Source organism: Sphingobacterium sp. xlx-130, from assembly GCF_011007405.1.
Taxonomy (GTDB): Bacteria; Bacteroidota; Bacteroidia; order Sphingobacteriales; family Sphingobacteriaceae; genus Sphingobacterium; species Sphingobacterium luzhongxinii.
Window position 1 is genome coordinate 14004 of sequence record NZ_WFKN01000014.1, and the last position, 18867, is coordinate 32870.

Annotated in this window: 13 protein-coding genes and 1 tRNA gene; 7 read left to right on the forward strand and 7 right to left on the reverse strand. The window is 39.9% G+C overall.

The genetic code is table 11. The annotated features are described in order from the left end of the window. The first annotated feature begins 44 nt into the window (after positions 1-44). Positions 45-1220, forward strand: coding sequence for a purine nucleoside transporter PunC (punC, locus tag G7B18_RS18525; protein WP_205600288.1), 1176 nt, complete (start codon positions 45-47; stop codon positions 1218-1220). 56 nt (positions 1221-1276) lie between these two features. Here the strand turns inward: punC and G7B18_RS18530 are convergent, their stop codons facing one another. From G7B18_RS18530 to G7B18_RS18550, 5 genes are all read right to left on the reverse strand, one after another. Continuing rightward, entirely contained in the window at positions 1277-2077 is an 801-nt protein-coding gene (locus tag G7B18_RS18530; RefSeq protein WP_164123728.1) for a class I SAM-dependent methyltransferase, read from the reverse strand. A 106-nt stretch (positions 2078-2183) separates the two neighbouring features. After that, positions 2184-3218, reverse strand: coding sequence for a cytochrome-c peroxidase (locus G7B18_RS18535; RefSeq protein WP_164123729.1), 1035 nt, complete (start codon positions 3216-3218; stop codon positions 2184-2186). A 63-nt stretch (positions 3219-3281) separates the two neighbouring features. After that, positions 3282-4136 (reverse strand): MbnP family protein, encoded by an 855-nt coding sequence (locus G7B18_RS18540; RefSeq protein ID WP_164112993.1) that lies wholly within the window; start codon positions 4134-4136, stop codon positions 3282-3284. Positions 4137-4162: 26 nt separating this feature from the next. Further along, a complete protein-coding gene (locus G7B18_RS18545) occupies positions 4163-6151 on the reverse strand; it encodes a TonB-dependent receptor (protein WP_164112994.1) in 1989 nt (662 codons plus the stop codon). A gap of 5 nt (positions 6152-6156) precedes the next feature. Next, positions 6157-7083, reverse strand: a complete 927-nt coding sequence (locus G7B18_RS18550) for a hypothetical protein (protein ID WP_164123731.1) — start codon at positions 7081-7083, stop codon at positions 6157-6159. Between the two features lie 744 nt (positions 7084-7827). Here G7B18_RS18550 and G7B18_RS18555 point away from each other — a divergent pair. The 3 genes from G7B18_RS18555 (at position 7828) to G7B18_RS18565 (ending at position 9633) form a co-directional block, all read left to right on the forward strand. Beyond that, complete coding sequence (locus G7B18_RS18555) at positions 7828-8310, forward strand: GNAT family N-acetyltransferase (protein WP_205600287.1); 483 nt, start codon at positions 7828-7830, stop codon at positions 8308-8310. Positions 8311-8614: 304 nt separating this feature from the next. Beyond that, positions 8615-9373 carry an NYN domain-containing protein gene (locus tag G7B18_RS18560; protein WP_164112996.1) on the forward strand — a complete coding sequence of 253 codons (759 nt, stop codon included), beginning with the start codon at positions 8615-8617 and terminating at the stop codon, positions 9371-9373. A gap of 32 nt (positions 9374-9405) precedes the next feature. Further along, complete coding sequence (locus tag G7B18_RS18565) at positions 9406-9633, forward strand: VF530 family DNA-binding protein (RefSeq protein WP_164112997.1); 228 nt, start codon at positions 9406-9408, stop codon at positions 9631-9633. 425 nt (positions 9634-10058) lie between these two features. Here G7B18_RS18565 and G7B18_RS18570 read toward each other — a convergent pair. Together G7B18_RS18570 and G7B18_RS18575 are read right to left on the reverse strand one after the other, a co-directional pair. After that, positions 10059-10145, reverse strand: a tRNA-Ser gene (locus G7B18_RS18570). Positions 10146-10254: 109 nt separating this feature from the next. After that, on the reverse strand, positions 10255-12393 hold the full coding sequence (locus G7B18_RS18575) for an HD family phosphohydrolase (RefSeq protein ID WP_370626399.1): 2139 nt from the start codon (positions 12391-12393) through the stop codon (positions 10255-10257). A 174-nt stretch (positions 12394-12567) separates the two neighbouring features. Between G7B18_RS18575 and rpe the strand changes: the two genes are divergently transcribed. From rpe to G7B18_RS18590, 3 genes are all read left to right on the forward strand, one after another. Beyond that, positions 12568-13248, forward strand: coding sequence for a ribulose-phosphate 3-epimerase (gene rpe / locus G7B18_RS18580; protein ID WP_164112998.1), 681 nt, complete (start codon positions 12568-12570; stop codon positions 13246-13248). A 321-nt stretch (positions 13249-13569) separates the two neighbouring features. Continuing rightward, on the forward strand, positions 13570-16332 hold the full coding sequence (locus tag G7B18_RS18585) for a bifunctional aconitate hydratase 2/2-methylisocitrate dehydratase (protein ID WP_164123733.1): 2763 nt from the start codon (positions 13570-13572) through the stop codon (positions 16330-16332). Between the two features lie 209 nt (positions 16333-16541). After that, on the forward strand, positions 16542-18809 hold the full coding sequence (locus G7B18_RS18590; protein ID WP_164123735.1) for an aconitate hydratase: 2268 nt from the start codon (positions 16542-16544) through the stop codon (positions 18807-18809). The last annotated feature ends 58 nt before the right edge of the window (positions 18810-18867 follow it).

Genomic DNA, 18867 nt, shown 5'->3' on the forward strand with positions numbered 1-18867 from the left:
TGTATGGGAGTCTGTATTATATTAACTTTGCGACTTGATCAAAAATGAAAGTATATATGGGGAATAAAAAGAGAAGTAATTTCTTTTTTCTGGTCTATCTGGCAGGATTGAGTGTCATTGGTTTTTTGGCGACAGATATGTACTTGCCAGCATTTGATAAAATGCGTATAGATCTTGACACGAGTAAAAATAATATAAGTGCGAGTCTTACGTTATTTCTTGCAGGATATGCGATAGCACAATTGCTGTGGGGACCCTTCGCTGATAAGATCGGTAAGCCGCGTTCTATTTTGGTGGGACTGGGGATATTTACAGTGGCTTCGCTTTCGATTTTCTTTACTTATGATGTCACGGTATTGCTGGTGTTGCGTTTGTTACAGGCGATAGGTGTCTGTGCGGCGGCAGTAAGTTGGCAGGCACTGGTGATCGAGCGTTATCCGGCGGATAAGACGAATAAGGTGTTTGCTACTATTATGCCACTTGTGGCTTTGTCTCCAGCATTGGCTCCACTGCTTGGCGTATTTCTATTGGACTATTTTGGCTGGAGATCTATATTTATCGTTTTGGCTATTATTGCTCTATTAATGATGTTCTATACACTTACTTTAAGGGAGGAAGCAGCAAGAGGTAACCAGGCTATACCGAAAAAAGGAGCGTCGTATATACAGTTGCTGCAATCTAAAACATATGTTGGTAATGTGATGATCTATGCAGTTTGTTCGGGAGCATTCTTTGCTTGGTTGACCGGTTCGCCATTTTTTTTAAAAGAACTAGGATATGATGAGGCGCAAATAGGTTTCAGCTTTGTGCCGCAGACGGTAGCGTTCATGCTGGGCGGATATGGTTACAGGGCGCTTTCGGATCGGATGCAAGGAAGACGTATTCTGCCTTTTTTGCTGGTTCTTTATTCGGTGGCGGTAATAGGTGTGTTGGCTATTACACTGATTACACCCCCCACATTGGTTATGCTGTTGATTCCGTTTTGCTTGATGGCCCTTGCAAATGGTGCTTGTTACCCAATTGTTGTGGCTCAGGCCATGAAGCTATTTCCGGGTAGTCTTGGTAAAGCTTCTGCATTGCAGAATGCGCTACAGTTAGGGACTTGTTTTTTAGCCAGTGGTATCGTGTCGTTGTTTTCAAATACTGCATTATTGACTACAGCATTGGTTATGGTAGGCACGATTCCTTTTGTAATCATTGGGTTTAGAATGTCAAAATAGCTGTATATTGCATACAGAACCCGAGATATTCCTCGGATCCTGTATGCTTCTCGGTGTTATATTTTCTCCGCAACCAGCGCATACACCATAGGTATTCTGTCTGCTAGATGCGCTATTCTATATTTCTTAGGTTCGAATTCAATAGTTTTATTGAAACAGTTGTAAGGAGAGTAATCAAACTCGTCAAAGGATTTGAGCTGGAGTCCGTTTTCCAATAAACTATTTAGAACTTCTCCAAGTCCATGGTTCCAACAGATGTAGTCTTGGCTGATAGGTGCTTCCTTATCGGCATATGTACCGGTTTCGGATTCGATAATAGCCCCTGAGTTGAAGTAGCTGTAGCCTATTCCTTCAAAATTATCATCAAACATCCATACTACGGGATGAAACTCTACAAAGACGAGTTTCCCTCCTGGTTTTAAGAATGTGGAAATCACCTGAGCCCATTTGTCCAGATCAGGAAGCCAGCCTATAACACCATAGCTGGTGTATACGATGTCGAATGTCTCGTGGAGATGGTTTGGGAGATCGTAGATATCACAACAGATAAATTGGGTGTCAGTGTGAAGTTTTTGTGCAATCTGACGGGCACTATCTATGGCCTTGTCGGAAAGATCGGCGCCGGTAACGGTGGCGCCCAATCGGCTCAGCGAGATACTGTCCTGACCGAAATGACATTGTAGATGGAGTATGGATTTGCCCCGTATGTCGCCAAGTAGCTTTAACTCGATGTCGTTGAGAGAGGTGTTTCCATTAAGGAAACTTTCCATGTTGTAAAAATCGGAATTTAAGTGTGTTTCTGTTCTGTTGTTCCAAGACTCGCGGTTTACCGCTAAATAGTTGTGTTCCGTGCTCATTTTACCCTTTTTTATGTTTCTAATTGTCGCCCAATGCGACAACAGCTGTACAATTTACACTTTATCGGGAAATAATATGTAACCAGAAGGAGAAAAAGAATATAGGCTATTGTTGATTATCAATAAATTGTTCGTCACTGAGGGTATGCAGAAAGGAGATAATAGCCGACTTTTCCTGGGAAGTCATTGGGATTCTGTTTTTGTTTTTCTTTAAAATAGGGTCGAGATTGTCACTGTCGAGTACGCCCTTGTCAAAATAGTCTAATACCGCTCGAAGGGTTTTAAATTGACCAAAACTGCCGTAAGGAGCTGTGTAGGCGATGTTACGTAGACTGGGGACACGAAAACTCATATAGTCGGCAGGTATGCCTGTTACCCGAGAGCGGCCCGCTTCATCGGTGTTGGGATTTAAGGGAAAACCTACATTTCGAAAGCTCTCATCTGTGAATAACTCTCCTTGGTGACAACTGGCACATTTGGTGTTAAACAATCGGTAACCCCAAGCTTCGCTTTCGCTAAACTGTTCGCCCAGGTTTTGTCGTATCCTGTCATACTTGCTATTGGCTGATATGAGCGAGTATTCGTATTGGGCGATACTTTTATAGATTCTTTCGGGGCTAATCTCTTGATCTCCAAATGTTTTATGGAATAGTATGGGGTAATCTTTGTCAGCCTGAAGCTTGCTCATTACCTCCATGATGGAGGAGTTCATCTCTTCATGGGTGATAATGGGTACTAAGGACTGTTTTTCCAGTTCGCGCTTGCTGCCATCCCAATTGTAGTGCTTGATAAAAGCTAGATTCTGTATAGCAGGGGTGTTACGCAGGCCTATTCGGTCATAAATCCCTATAGCCTGTGCATGATTGTCTGCAAAAGCTTTTGCCTGTTGGTGACAACTGCCACAGGATATGGTATTGTTGCTGCTTAGCTTTTTTTCATGAAAGAGCTTTTTGCCCAATTCTACACCGTATTTGGTAGGAGGATTTCGGTATACAGCCTCATTTAAAGCAGGAAAACCTTTAGGGGTAGCGAGCTGTATCTTTGGGTTGTCGATAATTGCTTTTTTATCTGAGTTTTCGCGACTACAGGCTACAGTTAGTACTAGTAGTGACGAAATGAGAATGCCAATTAACTTTTTCATGATTTGCAAAGTAAGAGGGGAGTGCACTATAGACGATAGGACGCTCCCGCTTGTAGGTGTGATTTATTTTTTTACACTGATGATAGAGAATATTCCTGATTGGTCTGAATCCCCGTTGCCACCGAGATTGTTTACAAATTCGACCATTCCATCGGCACTGTGAATGCTAGGTGTAGCATTTCCAGCACCTAATTTGATTGCTTTAGTTTTTCCGCTCAATAGTTTGTCAAAATCAGCACGGATGTTGATGATCGGTGATCCTTTGCCGACAAAAGCTGTTTCGGGTAGGGAGAGATTAATATCCCTATAGGCATTTACACCGGGTATGTAGGTTGAAGGATCTTCTTGTTTGCCATTCAAAGTACTGCCTGTGTGAATAGAAAGTGTTTTTTTGTCTGTATCATAGAATCCTTCGATTTTGGTGAAACGGTACCCCGTACCCCATTCCCACATCATCTCCGTATCGTTGGCGCCCGCTGCTGCATAAAACTGAGGAAAGCGTACTTGATCAAGGGTGTTTAATTCCGGTTTGACACCAAGTCCGAATTTTAGTCCTTTGTAATCTCCAGAAGGGATGTTGGACAGTACATATTCTAAGCTGGCTGCTTTGGAGTGATCGATCACCCTAGCGCCATTGTCCAGGTCATTTATGTTATACGGTACCTCTTGGTCATCGGTTTTGATTAATCTTATATTGCTGATGACATACTTTAATTCGGAAAACTGATGTGTTTGGTTTTCAGATGATATATTGACTGTAGCGGTGGAGGAGTTCTTGTCACCAAGTACAATAGCTTTCTCTTTAAATGTATTCTCAAAGCGCAAAGTTAGATTGTTCGAGGAAGGCTCATTCTTGTTGCACGAAATCAATGCTACCGAAATTAAAGATGCAAATAAGAGGTTTGTTAAATTTTTCATTGTCATTTGTTTTTTAATAGTTTTTTTTAAAAATTGATTTTTGCGGAGGTGAAGATATTTCTTCCCATCCGTGGGATATTGCCCCAGTCGGCATATGTACTGTAATACGCGTTTAAGAGATTTTCGGCGCCAACCTGTAATGTGATTTTGAGGTTTCGGATGGGTAGAATGTAATCGGCCGACATATTCCAAATGCAGTATGCCGGAGTTTTGTCCTCACCATATTCAGGGCTATAATCACGTTGTACGGCGTCTCCTTGAAGTGAGGTTTGTATTCCAAATCGTTTGTACATGTAATGTAGACTGCTCTGATAAGTCAATGGACGGATAAAAGGTAGATTGCCTCCCTGACCATCAGTGGCCCGGGCATAGGTCAGGTTTCCTTTCCAGTGCAGATGAGCTAGAATGTCATAGTGTCCGCTTATAGCTGCATTGAATATATTCGCTTGATCCAGAGCTGTATATCCTTTAACGCCTACCGACTGATAGTTCATAGGGCTTCCCATATTCAATATCTTACCGACGATATAATTCTGAATGTAGAAATAATTAACCTTGGCCTGTACGCCCATTCGGTCTGTTTTATATGCTATGCTGGCATTGGTCTCGTACGATATTTCGTTTTTCAGGTTGGGGTTGCCAATGTAATCGTATCGGTCAAAGCTGTTGTAAATATAGTAACCATAGGCTTCTGATATGGAAGGAGCCCGATGTCCGTAACCGGTTCCGGCACTGATTTCGAACTGATTTATCTGGAGGTGATAGCTGGCATATAAACCTGGTAATATCCGCGTCTTTTGCGGTGGGGCACCAGGGTGAAAAATCCAGTTGAACTCGGCATATTTAGAGTAGTTGTAGTGGACACCCAAGGAGCCTCCGGCTACAACATGACTGCGTTCTGATAGATTCCAGGAATTATTGTTGGACACCCCGGCAAACCGTGTGGTCACCCAGGGCCAGCTGTAGGCAAACATGGTTCGCATGCTGCGGTCTTGCGGATACATTCGCATCTCTGCGATAGATAAGTTGTCATATACATTGAGTTGAACCTCCGATGTATAATTGTCTTTTTTAAGGGCTATCTTAGAAATTAGACCATAGGTGGTGCTCCAGCCCGGCATATCCATATGTACGAGATTCTCGGGGCGTGTGGTGTCATCCATATAATGTTCAATGGTATTGAAGTAAACTTTGCTATCCCAAAACTGTATTATACCCTCTTCAAACAACTGTTTGTAGGATGCGGAGGTAATGATGGCACGTGATAGCGAGAGGTCCATGGGGAGAGCCGGAAACCCTACGTCTTTGGCTTTGTCGTAGATGGCATCTATACGTATGGCCGAGCGGTCTCCTGTTTTGACTGCGAAGCCTAAAGAGCTGTTGAACTTATTAAACTGGGAGTGCTTTACTTCTTCATTATTACCATTATAATAGTTTTTTGCATTACGCAAGGAAATGCTGCCTTCTGCAGTAAACTTCTGACTCGAATAAGAAAGGTCCGCAAGATTGAAGAACTGCTTGTTGTTGAATTCGAATCCCGTCTGATAACTTCCACTTATCTTTTTATCGCCACCAAATGCAGTATTTTTACGCTGAAGGTCGATGCTGCCAGCAACGGTTGCTCCGTGTAGGTTTCCTTCCTGTCCAGATTTAATAGTTATGGTAGACAGGTTATTGGTCTCGACATAAGAGGTAATCGGATCCATTTTATCGGTACAGGCACCGAATATATGCATACCATCAATGGTAACGGAAGATCGTTCTGAGCTCATATTGTTGAGCATAGGTTCCCAGGCATAAGCTCCACGTTTGATAAAGCTGATATTCTGAGAGGAGGCAAGAAACTCGTCAACGGTGACGGCCAATTTGAGATCTGTTTTTACTTTCTTTTTGACAACGCCCATCACCTTAACCTCTTCGAGTAGCTTGCTGCTGTCTCGGTGTGCTGATATCTCTTGTGAACTGACTCTGGTTGTCATTATGATTCCCCAAAGAATAACATGTATCCACCTCATAGATTTTAGAATAAAATATCAATATGTAGTTCGCTTTTTTTGCCCTCGACTCCAGGCGTGAAATCACTCGGTACGGTAGTTCCTTTAATAACACTTCCATGTTGATTCAATAGAATGAAATTCAATGTCCAGTTACCTGTCATGGTATAATTGACCACGCCTTGGTATAATCCATCCTGTCGCTGTATGAGGTCTTGATTGTTGGGGGAGGAATGGTTTCCCATAGAAGGTCCGGGCATTCTTGGATCCAATTTCAGGGTGTGCCCTTTGACTTCAGTATAAGCATACTTTGCTGGATTGGGAAAGGGGGATGAAGGGAGTTGATTCGCTTCATTACGCTTATATATGCCTGCTATTAATTCATTTTCGGCTGCTTTGGGTTTGTGTGGTGCTACCAAAGCGATAACGTAGTCCTCTCCGTCAATTCCGGAAAATTCTGTTATGTTCAGGTTTTTGTTGTCTTGCTTTTCTACTTGCAGCCTTTGCTGTGCTTTTTGAGTTTGAAGTGCTACAGTAAAGTTGATGTAGAGATCCCAGGTGGCATTTGTGAGGGTTTGCTCTGTAAATACTATGTACCCTTCGAAATAACGGTCTTCGGGTTTGTAGATCAGCTGGTAGCGATGGGGACAGGAGCTAGGTTCTTGTTGACTACGGCTCAGGATGGGGAGCAGCGTCACAGCGGAAACCTCCGCTTTATTGTTTGTGGTGCGGTCTGTTACCTTGACTCTGATCGCATTATATCCCTTGTATAAGGTGCCATTTAGAGCTTCGAGATGTAAGTTATAATTTCCGCTTTGGATTGTAGTGACTTCTTCAAAATCGCCGCGTCCGGGAACAATAGTATCTATTTCTGCTTGATAGTCTGTTTTTTCTTTCGTACATGATGTCAGGGCAAAGCAAAGCACTGTTAGAAAAAGTGTAATTTTTTCCATTAGATAATTTTTTATAGTAATGCTGCGACTACGTCGAATAATTAGACGCTAGCGACAGTTGTTAAAAGTTAGTTGTGGGAATAGGGGCATAGTATTCTTACATGGACATTTTTGTGGCCAAGTTATTCCTCGTTAATCTGTCTTCTCGTCTAAGACAAATTAATGCAGGATGAAACCTTCAAAATGATTGATAAAAAGTAAGTATGCAATCTACTCTATAAAGAAATAATACTAAGCGAGTGGAGGGTGGAATACCGAAGTGCGGAAAGTAAATGCGTAATTAGTCAAATAAGGAGAAAATAAGCTTATTGTCTTTTCCTCAGTTTGGGGCTGTGATTGGAAAATAGTGTAATCTTTATGTATGTAGAATGCACTATATTCATAAACTACAAGGTTCTTTTTTGTTTCTTGCTTTTCTTTTTCTCTTATTTTTTTCATCAACTCACATTGTCCATTACAATGAAGTTGTGGTCTATCTTTGTTAATACATTTGGCCAGATATTCTGGTAGGTGTATCTGATACTCCATAGCCATGATACTACGATAGAAAGACTGCAGTGTCAGCGTGGCTAATAAAATGTATGTGCAAAAAAGTTTCAAAATATTTAGCTCTTTATTATGCTAATTGATTTTCAAAATTACAGAAAGAATTTTATAAATCGAAGAAACTATAGGAACTTTAATATAATAATCTTTTATTTATAATCGGTTTACATAAATTTGATTTTCAACATAATTAATGTAATGATGTTCAAGCAATCTTTGAATTCTATGTATCATTTGGAATTGTTGTCCCCAGGTAATAAGCTTCCTTATAGTTTACTTTTATTGGCTGATGAGACGCGCTATGCAATCGAAAAATATGTGTTTGATAGTGATGTATATGTACTGAAAGACGAGCGGCGTGAAGTCGCTGTTTTTTGCCTATACCTTGTAGATAATGAGATTATCGAAATAAAAAATATTGCTGTATGCCGTGAACTGCAAGGCAAAGGATTAGGATCGCTATTGATAGAGAAGATAATCGAAATTGCACAAGCTAGAGGTTGTAGGCGAGTTATCGTTGGTACAGCGGACTGTGGAGTGGATCAGATTCGATTCTACGAGCGTAATAGTTTTGTTAAGTATGCTGTGAGAAAGGATTTTTTTATCCATAATTATGAGGAACCTATTGTTGAAAATGGCATCCAACTGCGGGATATGATCATGTTGGAGCGTGGTTTGTAGAAAGATAATTAACCTTATATATTTGGTGTCTTCAATATAGTCTATGTAGGTCTACTTGGAGATCATTCGTCTTGACCCTTTTGTTTTCTTTGTAGACTAGTGTTTTATTCGATCAGGAGATGGCTATCGCTGAAGCTTATTATTGTTTTATAACCCGTGAATAATTTTAGTAACCTGCTAATAGTTGAAATTAGCAGGTAGCTGCAATGTGGTTTTTTCTACTTAGAATGTGGGAATGATATGCCTTTTTCAGAAGTTATTGTTAAATTAGTATATTTATACTACGTAATTTAACTTTTTATATATGCAAGATCATAAACTCGCCGTTTTGATAGACGCTGACAATGTTCCTTATGCGGATGTGAAGGAAATGCTGGAAGAGATATCAAAGAGCGGTACACCTACTGTGAAGCGAATTTACGGCGATTGGACTAAACCACATCTTTCGGGCTGGAAAAATGTTCTGCTGGATAATGCGATCATTCCTATACAACAATATAGTTATACAACTGGTAAGAATTCCTCAGATAGTGCATTGATTATAGATGCTATGGATATTTTATATTCGGAGAAGGTGGATGGCTTTTGTATCGTATCCAGCGATAGTGACTTTACCCGACTGGCGACACGACTCCGGGAAGCGGGTATGTTGGTAATTGGTCTGGGAGAACGGAAAACTCCGCAGCCGTTTATATCCGCTTGTAATAAATTCATCTATATCGAGATCTTAAAGCCTGTTGAAAAAGAAGCAGATGTTAAGACCACCGTTAAATCTGTGGCCAAGGAACTGTCTAAACCAACTCAAAAGGCTATTGATAAGGTGGATAAGAAAACGGTAACGCTGATCGTTAATAGTGTGGACGATCTTGCTGATGAGACAGGATGGACTTTCTTGGGGTCGCTGGGAAGTTTTATTTCCAAAAAGAAGCCTGACTTTGACCCGCGTAACTATGGCTTCAACAAGCTTTATGATCTGATTAAATATATAAATAGATTTGAGATTGATGAAAGGGACTCAGGTGGGCACAAACATGTCAAACACATCTACCTACGATTAAAGTGAGTTAAAATTGAAGAGATTATTATCTTTACAAAATGCAAGAACAAGCAAATAATCCGCTACATGGAAAAAGACTCGACACGATCATTAATGATTTGGTCGAATATTACGGGTGGGAAGAATTGGGACGTCGAATTTCTATTCGATGCTTTAATGAAAATCCGAGTGTCAAATCCTCGCTGACTTTTCTCCGCAAGACGCCTTGGGCGAGGGAAAAAGTGGAAGAGCTCTATTTGAGAATGCTTAAAAAAAATAACCTTTAATTATTTTTTTCTTAACTCAAAAACTTATCATTATTATCGTAACACCTATATAATATGCTATCTTATGAGAAAAAGAGTGTGTTGTAATCCAGTTGAATGCTTGTTGTATAAATAATAGTTAAAAATAAATTAAAATAAGTCAAAACAATTTCTGGTATATTCGTGTTGTCTGTATTGGAAGCTGCCAGTTTGAAAAAGGAATTATGAAAATAATCGAACTGAGCTATATTTAAATTTTTATACTATTCTAAAACTTAACTTGGGGAGGTATGAAAGCCACTGTCGATGTGATAGTGGCTTTCTTTGGGTCTAACCCTGTGGGTTATGATGCCTATGTTCTAAAAGTAAGAAAATGTAGTGCTGTATGACGTTGTGTGTGGAAATAAAAAAAAGTCCAACTTTCGTTGGACTTTTTTTAGTCTTAGCGGAGAGAGTGGGATTCGAACCCACGGTACCGTTTCCAGTACGACAGTTTAGCAAACTGTTCCTTTCGGCCACTCAGGCATCTCTCCCTGTTTCGACAGTGCAAACATAAGGCAAAAAAATCATTTAACAAATTTTAAATGCTGTTTTTTTGATAATTTTTCGGACGTTGAAATTAACCTGTTGAGATTCATTTATTTATTGTAAAACATCTTTTTTCTTGCTCAGATCGTAGTCTATGCGTACATGATAAATACTCATCAACATACTCTTAAAGATGTGCGCTACATCGCTAATGTCTTTCATGGTGATGTTTGCATTTTCAAATTGTTTTTGCATTAATTTGTGCTCTATAATTTTGTCCACTAGATTACTTATAGAGTCTTTGGTGGGTTCTTTTAGTGCTCGTGCGGCAGCTTCTACAGAATCTGCCATCATAAGAACAGCAGTTTCTTTGGAGAATGGGACAGGACCAGGGTAATGGAAGATAGTTTCGTCTACAAGCTTTTCGGGATTATCCCTAATAAATTCATTGTAGAAATAATCTACCCGTGTGGTGCCGTGATGACTCTTAATGAAATCTATAACAACTTCTGGCAATAGATTGCGCTTTGCGATTTCAATACCTTTAATTACGTGAGAAATAATAATCTGTGCACTTTGTTCGGACGTCAGTTCCTTATGTGGGTTGACACCGTTTTTTTGATTTTCTATAAAATAAAGCGGATTTATCATTTTTCCGATATCATGGTACAAAGCCCCTGCTCGGATTAATAGTGGATTCCCACCTATTTTGTAAACAGCGGCTTCGGCTAGATTAGCAACCTGAAGGGAATGTTGGAAAGTGCCCGGAGCCTTTAATGAAAGTTCGCGTAAGAGCTTTGAATTACTATTGGTTAATTCCATCAATGTTAAATCAGAAACTATACCAAACAACTTTTCAAAGGCGTATATAAGCGGGTAGGCCAAAAGCGTAAGACCCACGCTAACGATAAAAGGGGTTATATCGTTCCAGTAGATATTTGTCACTGACCCGTTTCGGGTAAGTACTAATCCCATATAACCGATGATGTAGGTCGCTAAAATCAGGATACTGGAAATTAGAAACTGCTCCCGCTTGACCATAGTTCGGATACTATAGATAGCAACCAAGCCCGACATGAATTGTAAAAAGACAAAATCATAGCTATTGGGTACAAATAAGGCTGCTATCAAAACCATCAACAAGTGGATATTGAGCGCAACGCGTGTGTCGAACAAGATTCTGAAGATAATGGGGACACCACAATAGGGGATAAAATATAAACTTGATATTTTGATCTCTATAGACCAAGATAAGACCCCTAGCATCGCGAGAATAACGATGAAGATAATGACTAAAAGTCTGTTGCTTTCATAGATTTGACGTCTGAAGAAATATAGAAAAACCATGAGAAGTGTCATCGCTAATCCTACCAATAAAAACTGACCTAATGCAACATAATTTCTATTTCCTGTGATTTTAGCTTCATCTTCAAACACAGTACGAAGTGACTCAAGTTTTTGGTACGTATCGTTGTTAACAATTTTATCCCTTTCAGCAATAAGTTCGCCTTTTTGAACCATCCCTCTTGTACTAGAAATATTACTTAATGCGGTCTGTTCGACTTTGTCGGTTAGAGATTCATTATAGATCAGGTTTACGGTAATATAATTCTTGAGTACATCGATAAACCATTTTTTTCTGGTGATCTCTTTGTCTCTGTCTAAGCTTAATTTAAGAAATTCGTAAGCTGTTTCTATAGTGAAACAATCTATCGTGTTTTTCTGCGAGGCTACATTGTTGTTGAGTAATGTGAAATTATAATTAGCATCAGTCTCATTAAGTTTTTCGGCATCAGTGCCTTTGGTTTGATAACGGTTGTTTAGTGAAAGTACACCTCTGTTGTAAATTGTCGTCAGTAACTCTACACCTTTCTTTTTGTAATATTCTATCTTTAAGGATGGGATGGTGTCCATCTGGCTACTTTGCCATTTTTCAGCCAGATCTGTGGTAAATTGATCAATTTGTTCTTTGTTTATTGAGGTGTTTAGGTTGTATATAGGTTGTACAGTCTTTAATATCTGTTGCTTATCTTTGTCGAGTTCTTCTTTTGTCTTTAATACTGCAAAATTATAAGGAGAGATAAGATTGTCGTGATTCCAAGCTTTTCCTTTTTGAAACTCATACTCGAATCGAGGTTGTTTGGGTAGGAAAAGGCATATTAATAATACAGTAACGATGACCATACCATATTTGAGGAATACAGAATTGCTATGTATTTTGGAATCGATGTAGTTTATCTTGAGTTTTGCCACTATATTGCCTGTTTATGTTTATAACACTTATACAAAAGTAACTATTATTCGGCATTTTTGGGAAAGAGCTTTGTTTAGGTACCCTCCAAACGTATAGGCTAAAAGTCTTAAGGTATCCATTCGTTAATCCGAAGCATTTTCTTTAGGTTTGTATTAGGTTTAATGATTGAAAAGATGTCATATAACAAACACTTGATAGCACCGTCAATACTGGCGGCTGATTTTGCAAATCTCAGTTCTGAGATTAAAATGGTAAACGATAGTGAGGCAGATTGGCTTCATATCGATATTATGGATGGCAATTTTGTCCCTAATATTTCATTCGGTTTTCCAGTGCTGCAGGCTATTGCCAAACATGCGACCAAGCCGCTAGACGTGCACTTGATGATTGTTGATCCCGATCGCTATCTGAAAGTCTGTAAAGATAGTGGAGCCGATATGATTACGGTGCATTATGAAGCATGTCCGCATTTACATCGTACATTGGCTGCAATCAGGGAGTTAGGTTGTAGGGCAGGAGTAGCGCTGAATCCGCATACACCAGTTCAGCTGTTAAAAGATGTAATACAAGATATCGACTTGGTATGTATAATGTCTGTAAATCCCGGGTTCGGTGGACAGAAGTTTATCCAAAATACCTACAGTAAAATCAAGGAGCTAAGACATTTGGCAGCTGGACGTAATGATAGACTTATTATTGAGGTTGATGGGGGAGTCACTTTAGATAATGCCGCGGAACTAGTCAAAGTCGGGGCAGATGCGTTGGTTGCAGGATCTTTCGTTTTCAACGCTTTGAACCCTATTAATACGATTAAAGAACTAAAGATGATTCAATATCCACCGCAAATGGTATAGGTAAACCTCGTATTTTAAACAAGTATATACAGCAATTCCCCCAAGAGGTATCGCTTTTTCGTGAAAGTCCAGGTCCTTAGCGGTTAACATGAAAGCTTTCGATAGTGATGGTATTTATTGTATACAGCCAAACTTTATACCGAACAAAACAACTGTTTGGACTTATTCTAAATTACGTAATTGGTTGCCTAAATTGTATTTGAAGCTTGATTTTTCTTATTTTTGCGACGAAAAAAATAAAGATTATTGCTGAATAGTTAATAAAAAGCGGTAGGATTTAAAATTTTATTTAACCGCTATAAAGACATAGAAAAACTAAAAATGAGTATTTACAACGATTACATACTAGAAACTGAGGAAAGAAAAAATATTGGATTGCATCCGAAACCAATTGATAGTGCGGAATTAACGAGTGAGGTTATTGCACAGATCAAAGATTTAAATCACGCGGATAGAGCGGAATCGTTAAGATTATTCATATACAATACATTACCGGGCACAACTCCTGCGGCTGGCGTAAAAGCGAAATTTTTAAAAGAGATTATTTTAGGAGAAGCTACAATTCCTGAGATCACAGGTGTTTATGCTTTTGAATTGTTGTCTCATATGAAGGGAGGACCGTCTATTGAGGTTCTTTTAGATTTAGCTTTAGGAACCGACGAAGCAATTGCAAGGCAGGCTGCTGCTGTTCTTAAAACACAAGTTTTCCTTTACGATGCAGATACAGCACGTTTAAAAAGAGCGTATGATGGTGGTAGCACTATTGCGAAGGAAATTTTAGAAAGTTATGCGAAAGCTGAGTTCTTTACCGAATTACCTGCGGTTGCCGAGGAAATAAAAGTGGTGACGTATATAGCTGCTGAAGGAGATATTTCTACGGATCTATTGTCCCCAGGTAATCAGGCGCACTCACGCTCGGATCGTGAGTTACACGGTAAGTGTATGATCACACCGGAAGCACAGCAAGAGATTCGCGCTTTACAGGCTCAGCACCCGGATGCCAGTGTGATGTTGATTGCTGAAAAAGGTACTATGGGCGTCGGTTCTTCGCGTATGTCGGGTGTTAATAATGTGGCTTTATGGACAGGAAAACAGGCATCGCCTTACATTCCTTTTGTAAACATAGCACCTATCGTTGGTGGAACAAATGGTATTTCTCCAATTTTCTTGACGACAGTTGATGTAACTGGTGGTATCGGGATTGATTTAAAAAATTGGAAGAAGAAAGTTGATGCCAACGGAGATGTTGTTCGTAATGAGAATGGAGATCCCGTTTTAGAAGAAGTGTACTCCGTTGCAACAGGAACGGTTTTAACGATCAACACCAAAACAAAGAAGTTATATAATGGGGAAGAAGAGCTAATTGATATCTCAAGATCTCTAACACCTCAAAAAATGGAGTTTATCAAAGCAGGCGGCTCTTACGCTATTGTGTTTGGTAAAAAAATCCAAACATTTGCTGCCCAGGCTTTAGGTATCACAGCTCCAGTTGTTTTTGCCCCTTCCAAAGAGATCTCTAATGATGGTTATGGTCTGACAGCTGTTGAAAAAATATTCAATAAAAATGCGGTAGGTTCTACTCCCGGAAAAATATTGCATGCTGGTTCCGATGTTCGTGTCAAGGTAAACATCGTAGGGTCTCAGGATACGACGGGCCTAATGACAGCTCAAGAGTTGGAAGCTATGGCTGCAACAGTTATTGCCCCTACCGTTGATGGTGCATACCAGTCAGGATGTCACACAGCTTCTGTTTGGGACAAAAAGGCACAAGCAAATATTCCTAAGTTAATGAAATTTATGAATGACTTTGGAGTGATTACGGCACGTGATCCAAAAGGACTATATCATTCAATGACGGATGTTATTCATAAGGTGTTAAATGATATCACGGTTGACGAATGGGCGATTATTATTGGGGGTGACTCACACACACGTATGTCAAAAGGTGTTGCTTTCGGTGCCGATTCAGGTACAGTAGCCTTGGCTTTGGCAACAGGCGAAGCGTCTATGCCGATCCCTGAGTCAGTAAAAGTAACTTTCAGGGGGACTATGAAAGAACATATGGATTTCCGTGATGTAGTTCATGCGACGCAAGCCCAGATGCTGAAGCAGTTTGATGGAGAGAACGTATTCCAAGGTCGTATTATTGAAGTTCATATCGGAACATTGTTGGCGGATCAGGCGTTTACATTTACAGATTGGACTGCTGAGATGAAAGCAAAGGCATCGATATGTATTTCTCAAGATGAGACCTTGATCCAATCCCTAGAAATAGCGAAGTCTCGTATCCAAATCATGATTGATAAAGGTATGGACAATAAAAATCAAGTTTTACAAGGTTTAATTGACAAAGCAAACAAGCGTATCGAAGAAATTAGAACCGGTACAAAACCTGCTTTGACACCAGATGATAATGCGAAATATTATGCCGAAGTTGTTATTGACTTAGATATTATCGAAGAGCCAATGATTGCAGATCCAGACGTAAATAATGCTGATGTTTCTAAGCGCTATACGCACGATACCATTCGTGATTTGACTTTCTATGGAGGGGACAAAAAGGTCGATTTAGGATTTGTAGGATCTTGCATGGTACACAAGGATGACTTAAAAATCGTTTCTCAAATGCTACGTAATGTAGAAAAGCAGCAAGGAGAGGTTAAATTTAATGCGCCATTGGTTGTCGCCGCTCCTACTTACAATATTATCGATGAGTTGAAGGAAGAGGGGGACTGGGAGTATTTACAAAAGTATTCTGGTTTTGAGTTTAGTGATGCTTTGCCAAAATCTACTGCACGTACCGAATACGAGAACATCATGTATTTAGAGCGTCCGGGATGTAACTTATGTATGGGCAATCAAGAAAAAGCTGCCAAGGGAGATACGGTGATGGCCACATCAACTCGTTTATTTCAAGGGCGTGTTGTAGAAGATAGAGATGGTAAAAAAGGAGAGTCTTTGTTAGCTTCTACCCCAGTTGTTGTATTGTCAGCGATTTTAGGACGTATTCCAAACATTGAAGAGTACAAGGCAGCTGTCGAAGGAATTAATTTGACAAAATTTACTCCGATAGCAATTAAATAGTCTGGTTGTTATTTTAAATATACACCGAGCGTATAAAATTTGAAAACGAGGTTACCCTAAAGGGTGACCTCGTTTTTTTATAGGCTATTTGGAGTCATTTAGTTAGAATCATTTTAAATAGACGAAGTGACAATATTTTGAAAATCAATTCTAAAAATAATTAGTAAATTGTAATAAAATAGCAACAAATAAGAACGAAATAATATATTATGGCTTTTGATATTGAAATGATTAAAAAAGTTTATTCACAGTATGATGAGCGTATTAAAGCTGCTCGTCAGATCGTTAATAAACCCTTGACACTTTCTGAAAAAATCTTATACACGCACCTTTGGGATGGAAATGCAACTGAAGCTTACGAACGTGGTAAATCCTATGTCGATTTTGCACCAGATCGTGTAGCGATGCAGGATGCTACAGCTCAGATGGCTTTATTGCAGTTTATGCAAGCAGGAAGAGCGAGAGTGGCTGTTCCTGCTACAGTACACTGTGACCACTTGATTCAAGCCAAGGAAGGTGCTGATAAAGATTTAGCTCGAGCTAAGAATGAAAGTTCGGAGGTGTTCAACTTCTTGAGTTCTGTTTCTAACAAGTATGGGATCGGCTTTTGGAAACCTGGCGCAGGGATTATTCACCAAGTTGTTTTAGAAAACTATGCTTTTCCGGGCGGAATGATGATCGGTACCGATTCTCATACTGTAAATGCCGGCGGTTTGGGGATGGTGGCTATAGGTGTAGGTGGAGCAGACGCGTGCGACGTTATGGCAGGCTTACCATGGGAGTTAAAATTTCCTAAGTTAATAGGTGTAAAATTAACGGGTAAATTATCCGGCTGGGCTGCATCTAAAGATGTGATTCTAAAAGTAGCTGGTATTTTGACTGTAAAAGGTGGCACCGGTGCAATTGTGGAATATTTTGGTGAAGGTGCTGAATCTTTGTCTTGTTCGGGTAAAGGTACGATCTGTAATATGGGAGCTGAAATAGGCGCTACTACTTCTACATTTGGTTACGACGCTGCTATGGAGCGTTATTTACGAGCTACCGATCGTGCAGATGTGGCTGATGCTGCTAATGCAATTAAAGATCATCTAACCGCGGATCCTGAGGTTTATGCTAATCCAGAGCTTTATTTTGATCAATTGATTGAAATAAACCTTTCTGAACTCGAACCTTCTTTAAATGGTCCATTTACACCGGATTTATATACTCCAGCTTCTCGTATGCGCGAGGAAGCCCAGAAAAATGGTTGGCCTACAAAAGTAGAATGGGGATTGATCGGCTCATGTACAAACTCGTCTTACGAAGATTTAGCGCGTGCGGCTTCTATCGCTCGGCAGGCAATTGATAAAGGGTTGGTTACTAAGGCGGAATTTGGTATCAACCCCGGATCTGAGCAAGTACGCTATACCGCAGATCGTGATGGGTTATTGAAAACCTTTGAAGATCTAAATGCAACGATTTTTACCAATGCATGTGGACCATGTATCGGTATGTGGGATCGTGCAGGTGCGGATAAGCAAGAGAAAAATACGATTGTTCACTCTTTCAATCGTAACTTTGCAAAACGTGCAGATGGCAACCCGAATACTTATGCTTTTGTAACATCTCCTGAAATGGTAGCAGCTATTGCTATTTCTGGTGATTTAGGGTTTAATCCGGTGACAGATACATTAACAAACAAGAATGGCGAACAGGTAAAACTAGACCCACCTACCGGTGATGAATTACCAACGAAGGGATTTGACGTAGAGGATCCAGGATATCAAGCTCCTGCTGCAGATGGATCATCTGTAGTAGTAGATGTATCTCCAACTTCCGATCGTCTCCAGTTGTTGGAGCCTTTTGCGCCGTGGGAAGGTACTGATCTAAAGGGGTTGAAATTATTGATCAAGGCTAAAGGCAAGTGCACAACAGACCATATATCGATGGCTGGCCCATGGTTGAAATACCGCGGTCACTTGGATAATATTTCAAATAATCTTTTGATTGGTGCTGTCAACTATTTTAATGAAAAGACGGATAATGTAAAGAATCAGTTGACAGGTGAGTATGGCGCAGTACCTGCTACCCAGAGAGCATATAAGGCTGCTGGGGTTGGCTCTATAGTTGTAGGCGATGAAAATTATGGTGAAGGTTCTTCCCGTGAGCATGCTGCAATGGAGCCTCGTCACTTGGGAGTTCGCGCAGTATTGGTCAAGTCCTTTGCTCGTATCCACGAGACTAACCTGAAGAAACAGGGAATGTTAGGTTTGACTTTTGCCAATAAAGATGATTACGATAAAATCCAAGAAAACGATACAATCGATATTATCGGATTGACTGAGTTTGCTCCAAACAAACCTTTGATGCTGGTGCTGCATCATAAAGATGGCTCAGAAGATCGTATTTCTGTAAATCATACATACAATGATCAACAAATCGAGTGGTTTAAAGCGGGAGGTGCTTTAAATATTATTCGTAAAAACCAGGTCAAGTAGTAACTATCGTCAACGAAAAAGGTCATACTTCGTAAAGTATGACCTTTTTTTTTGGAAA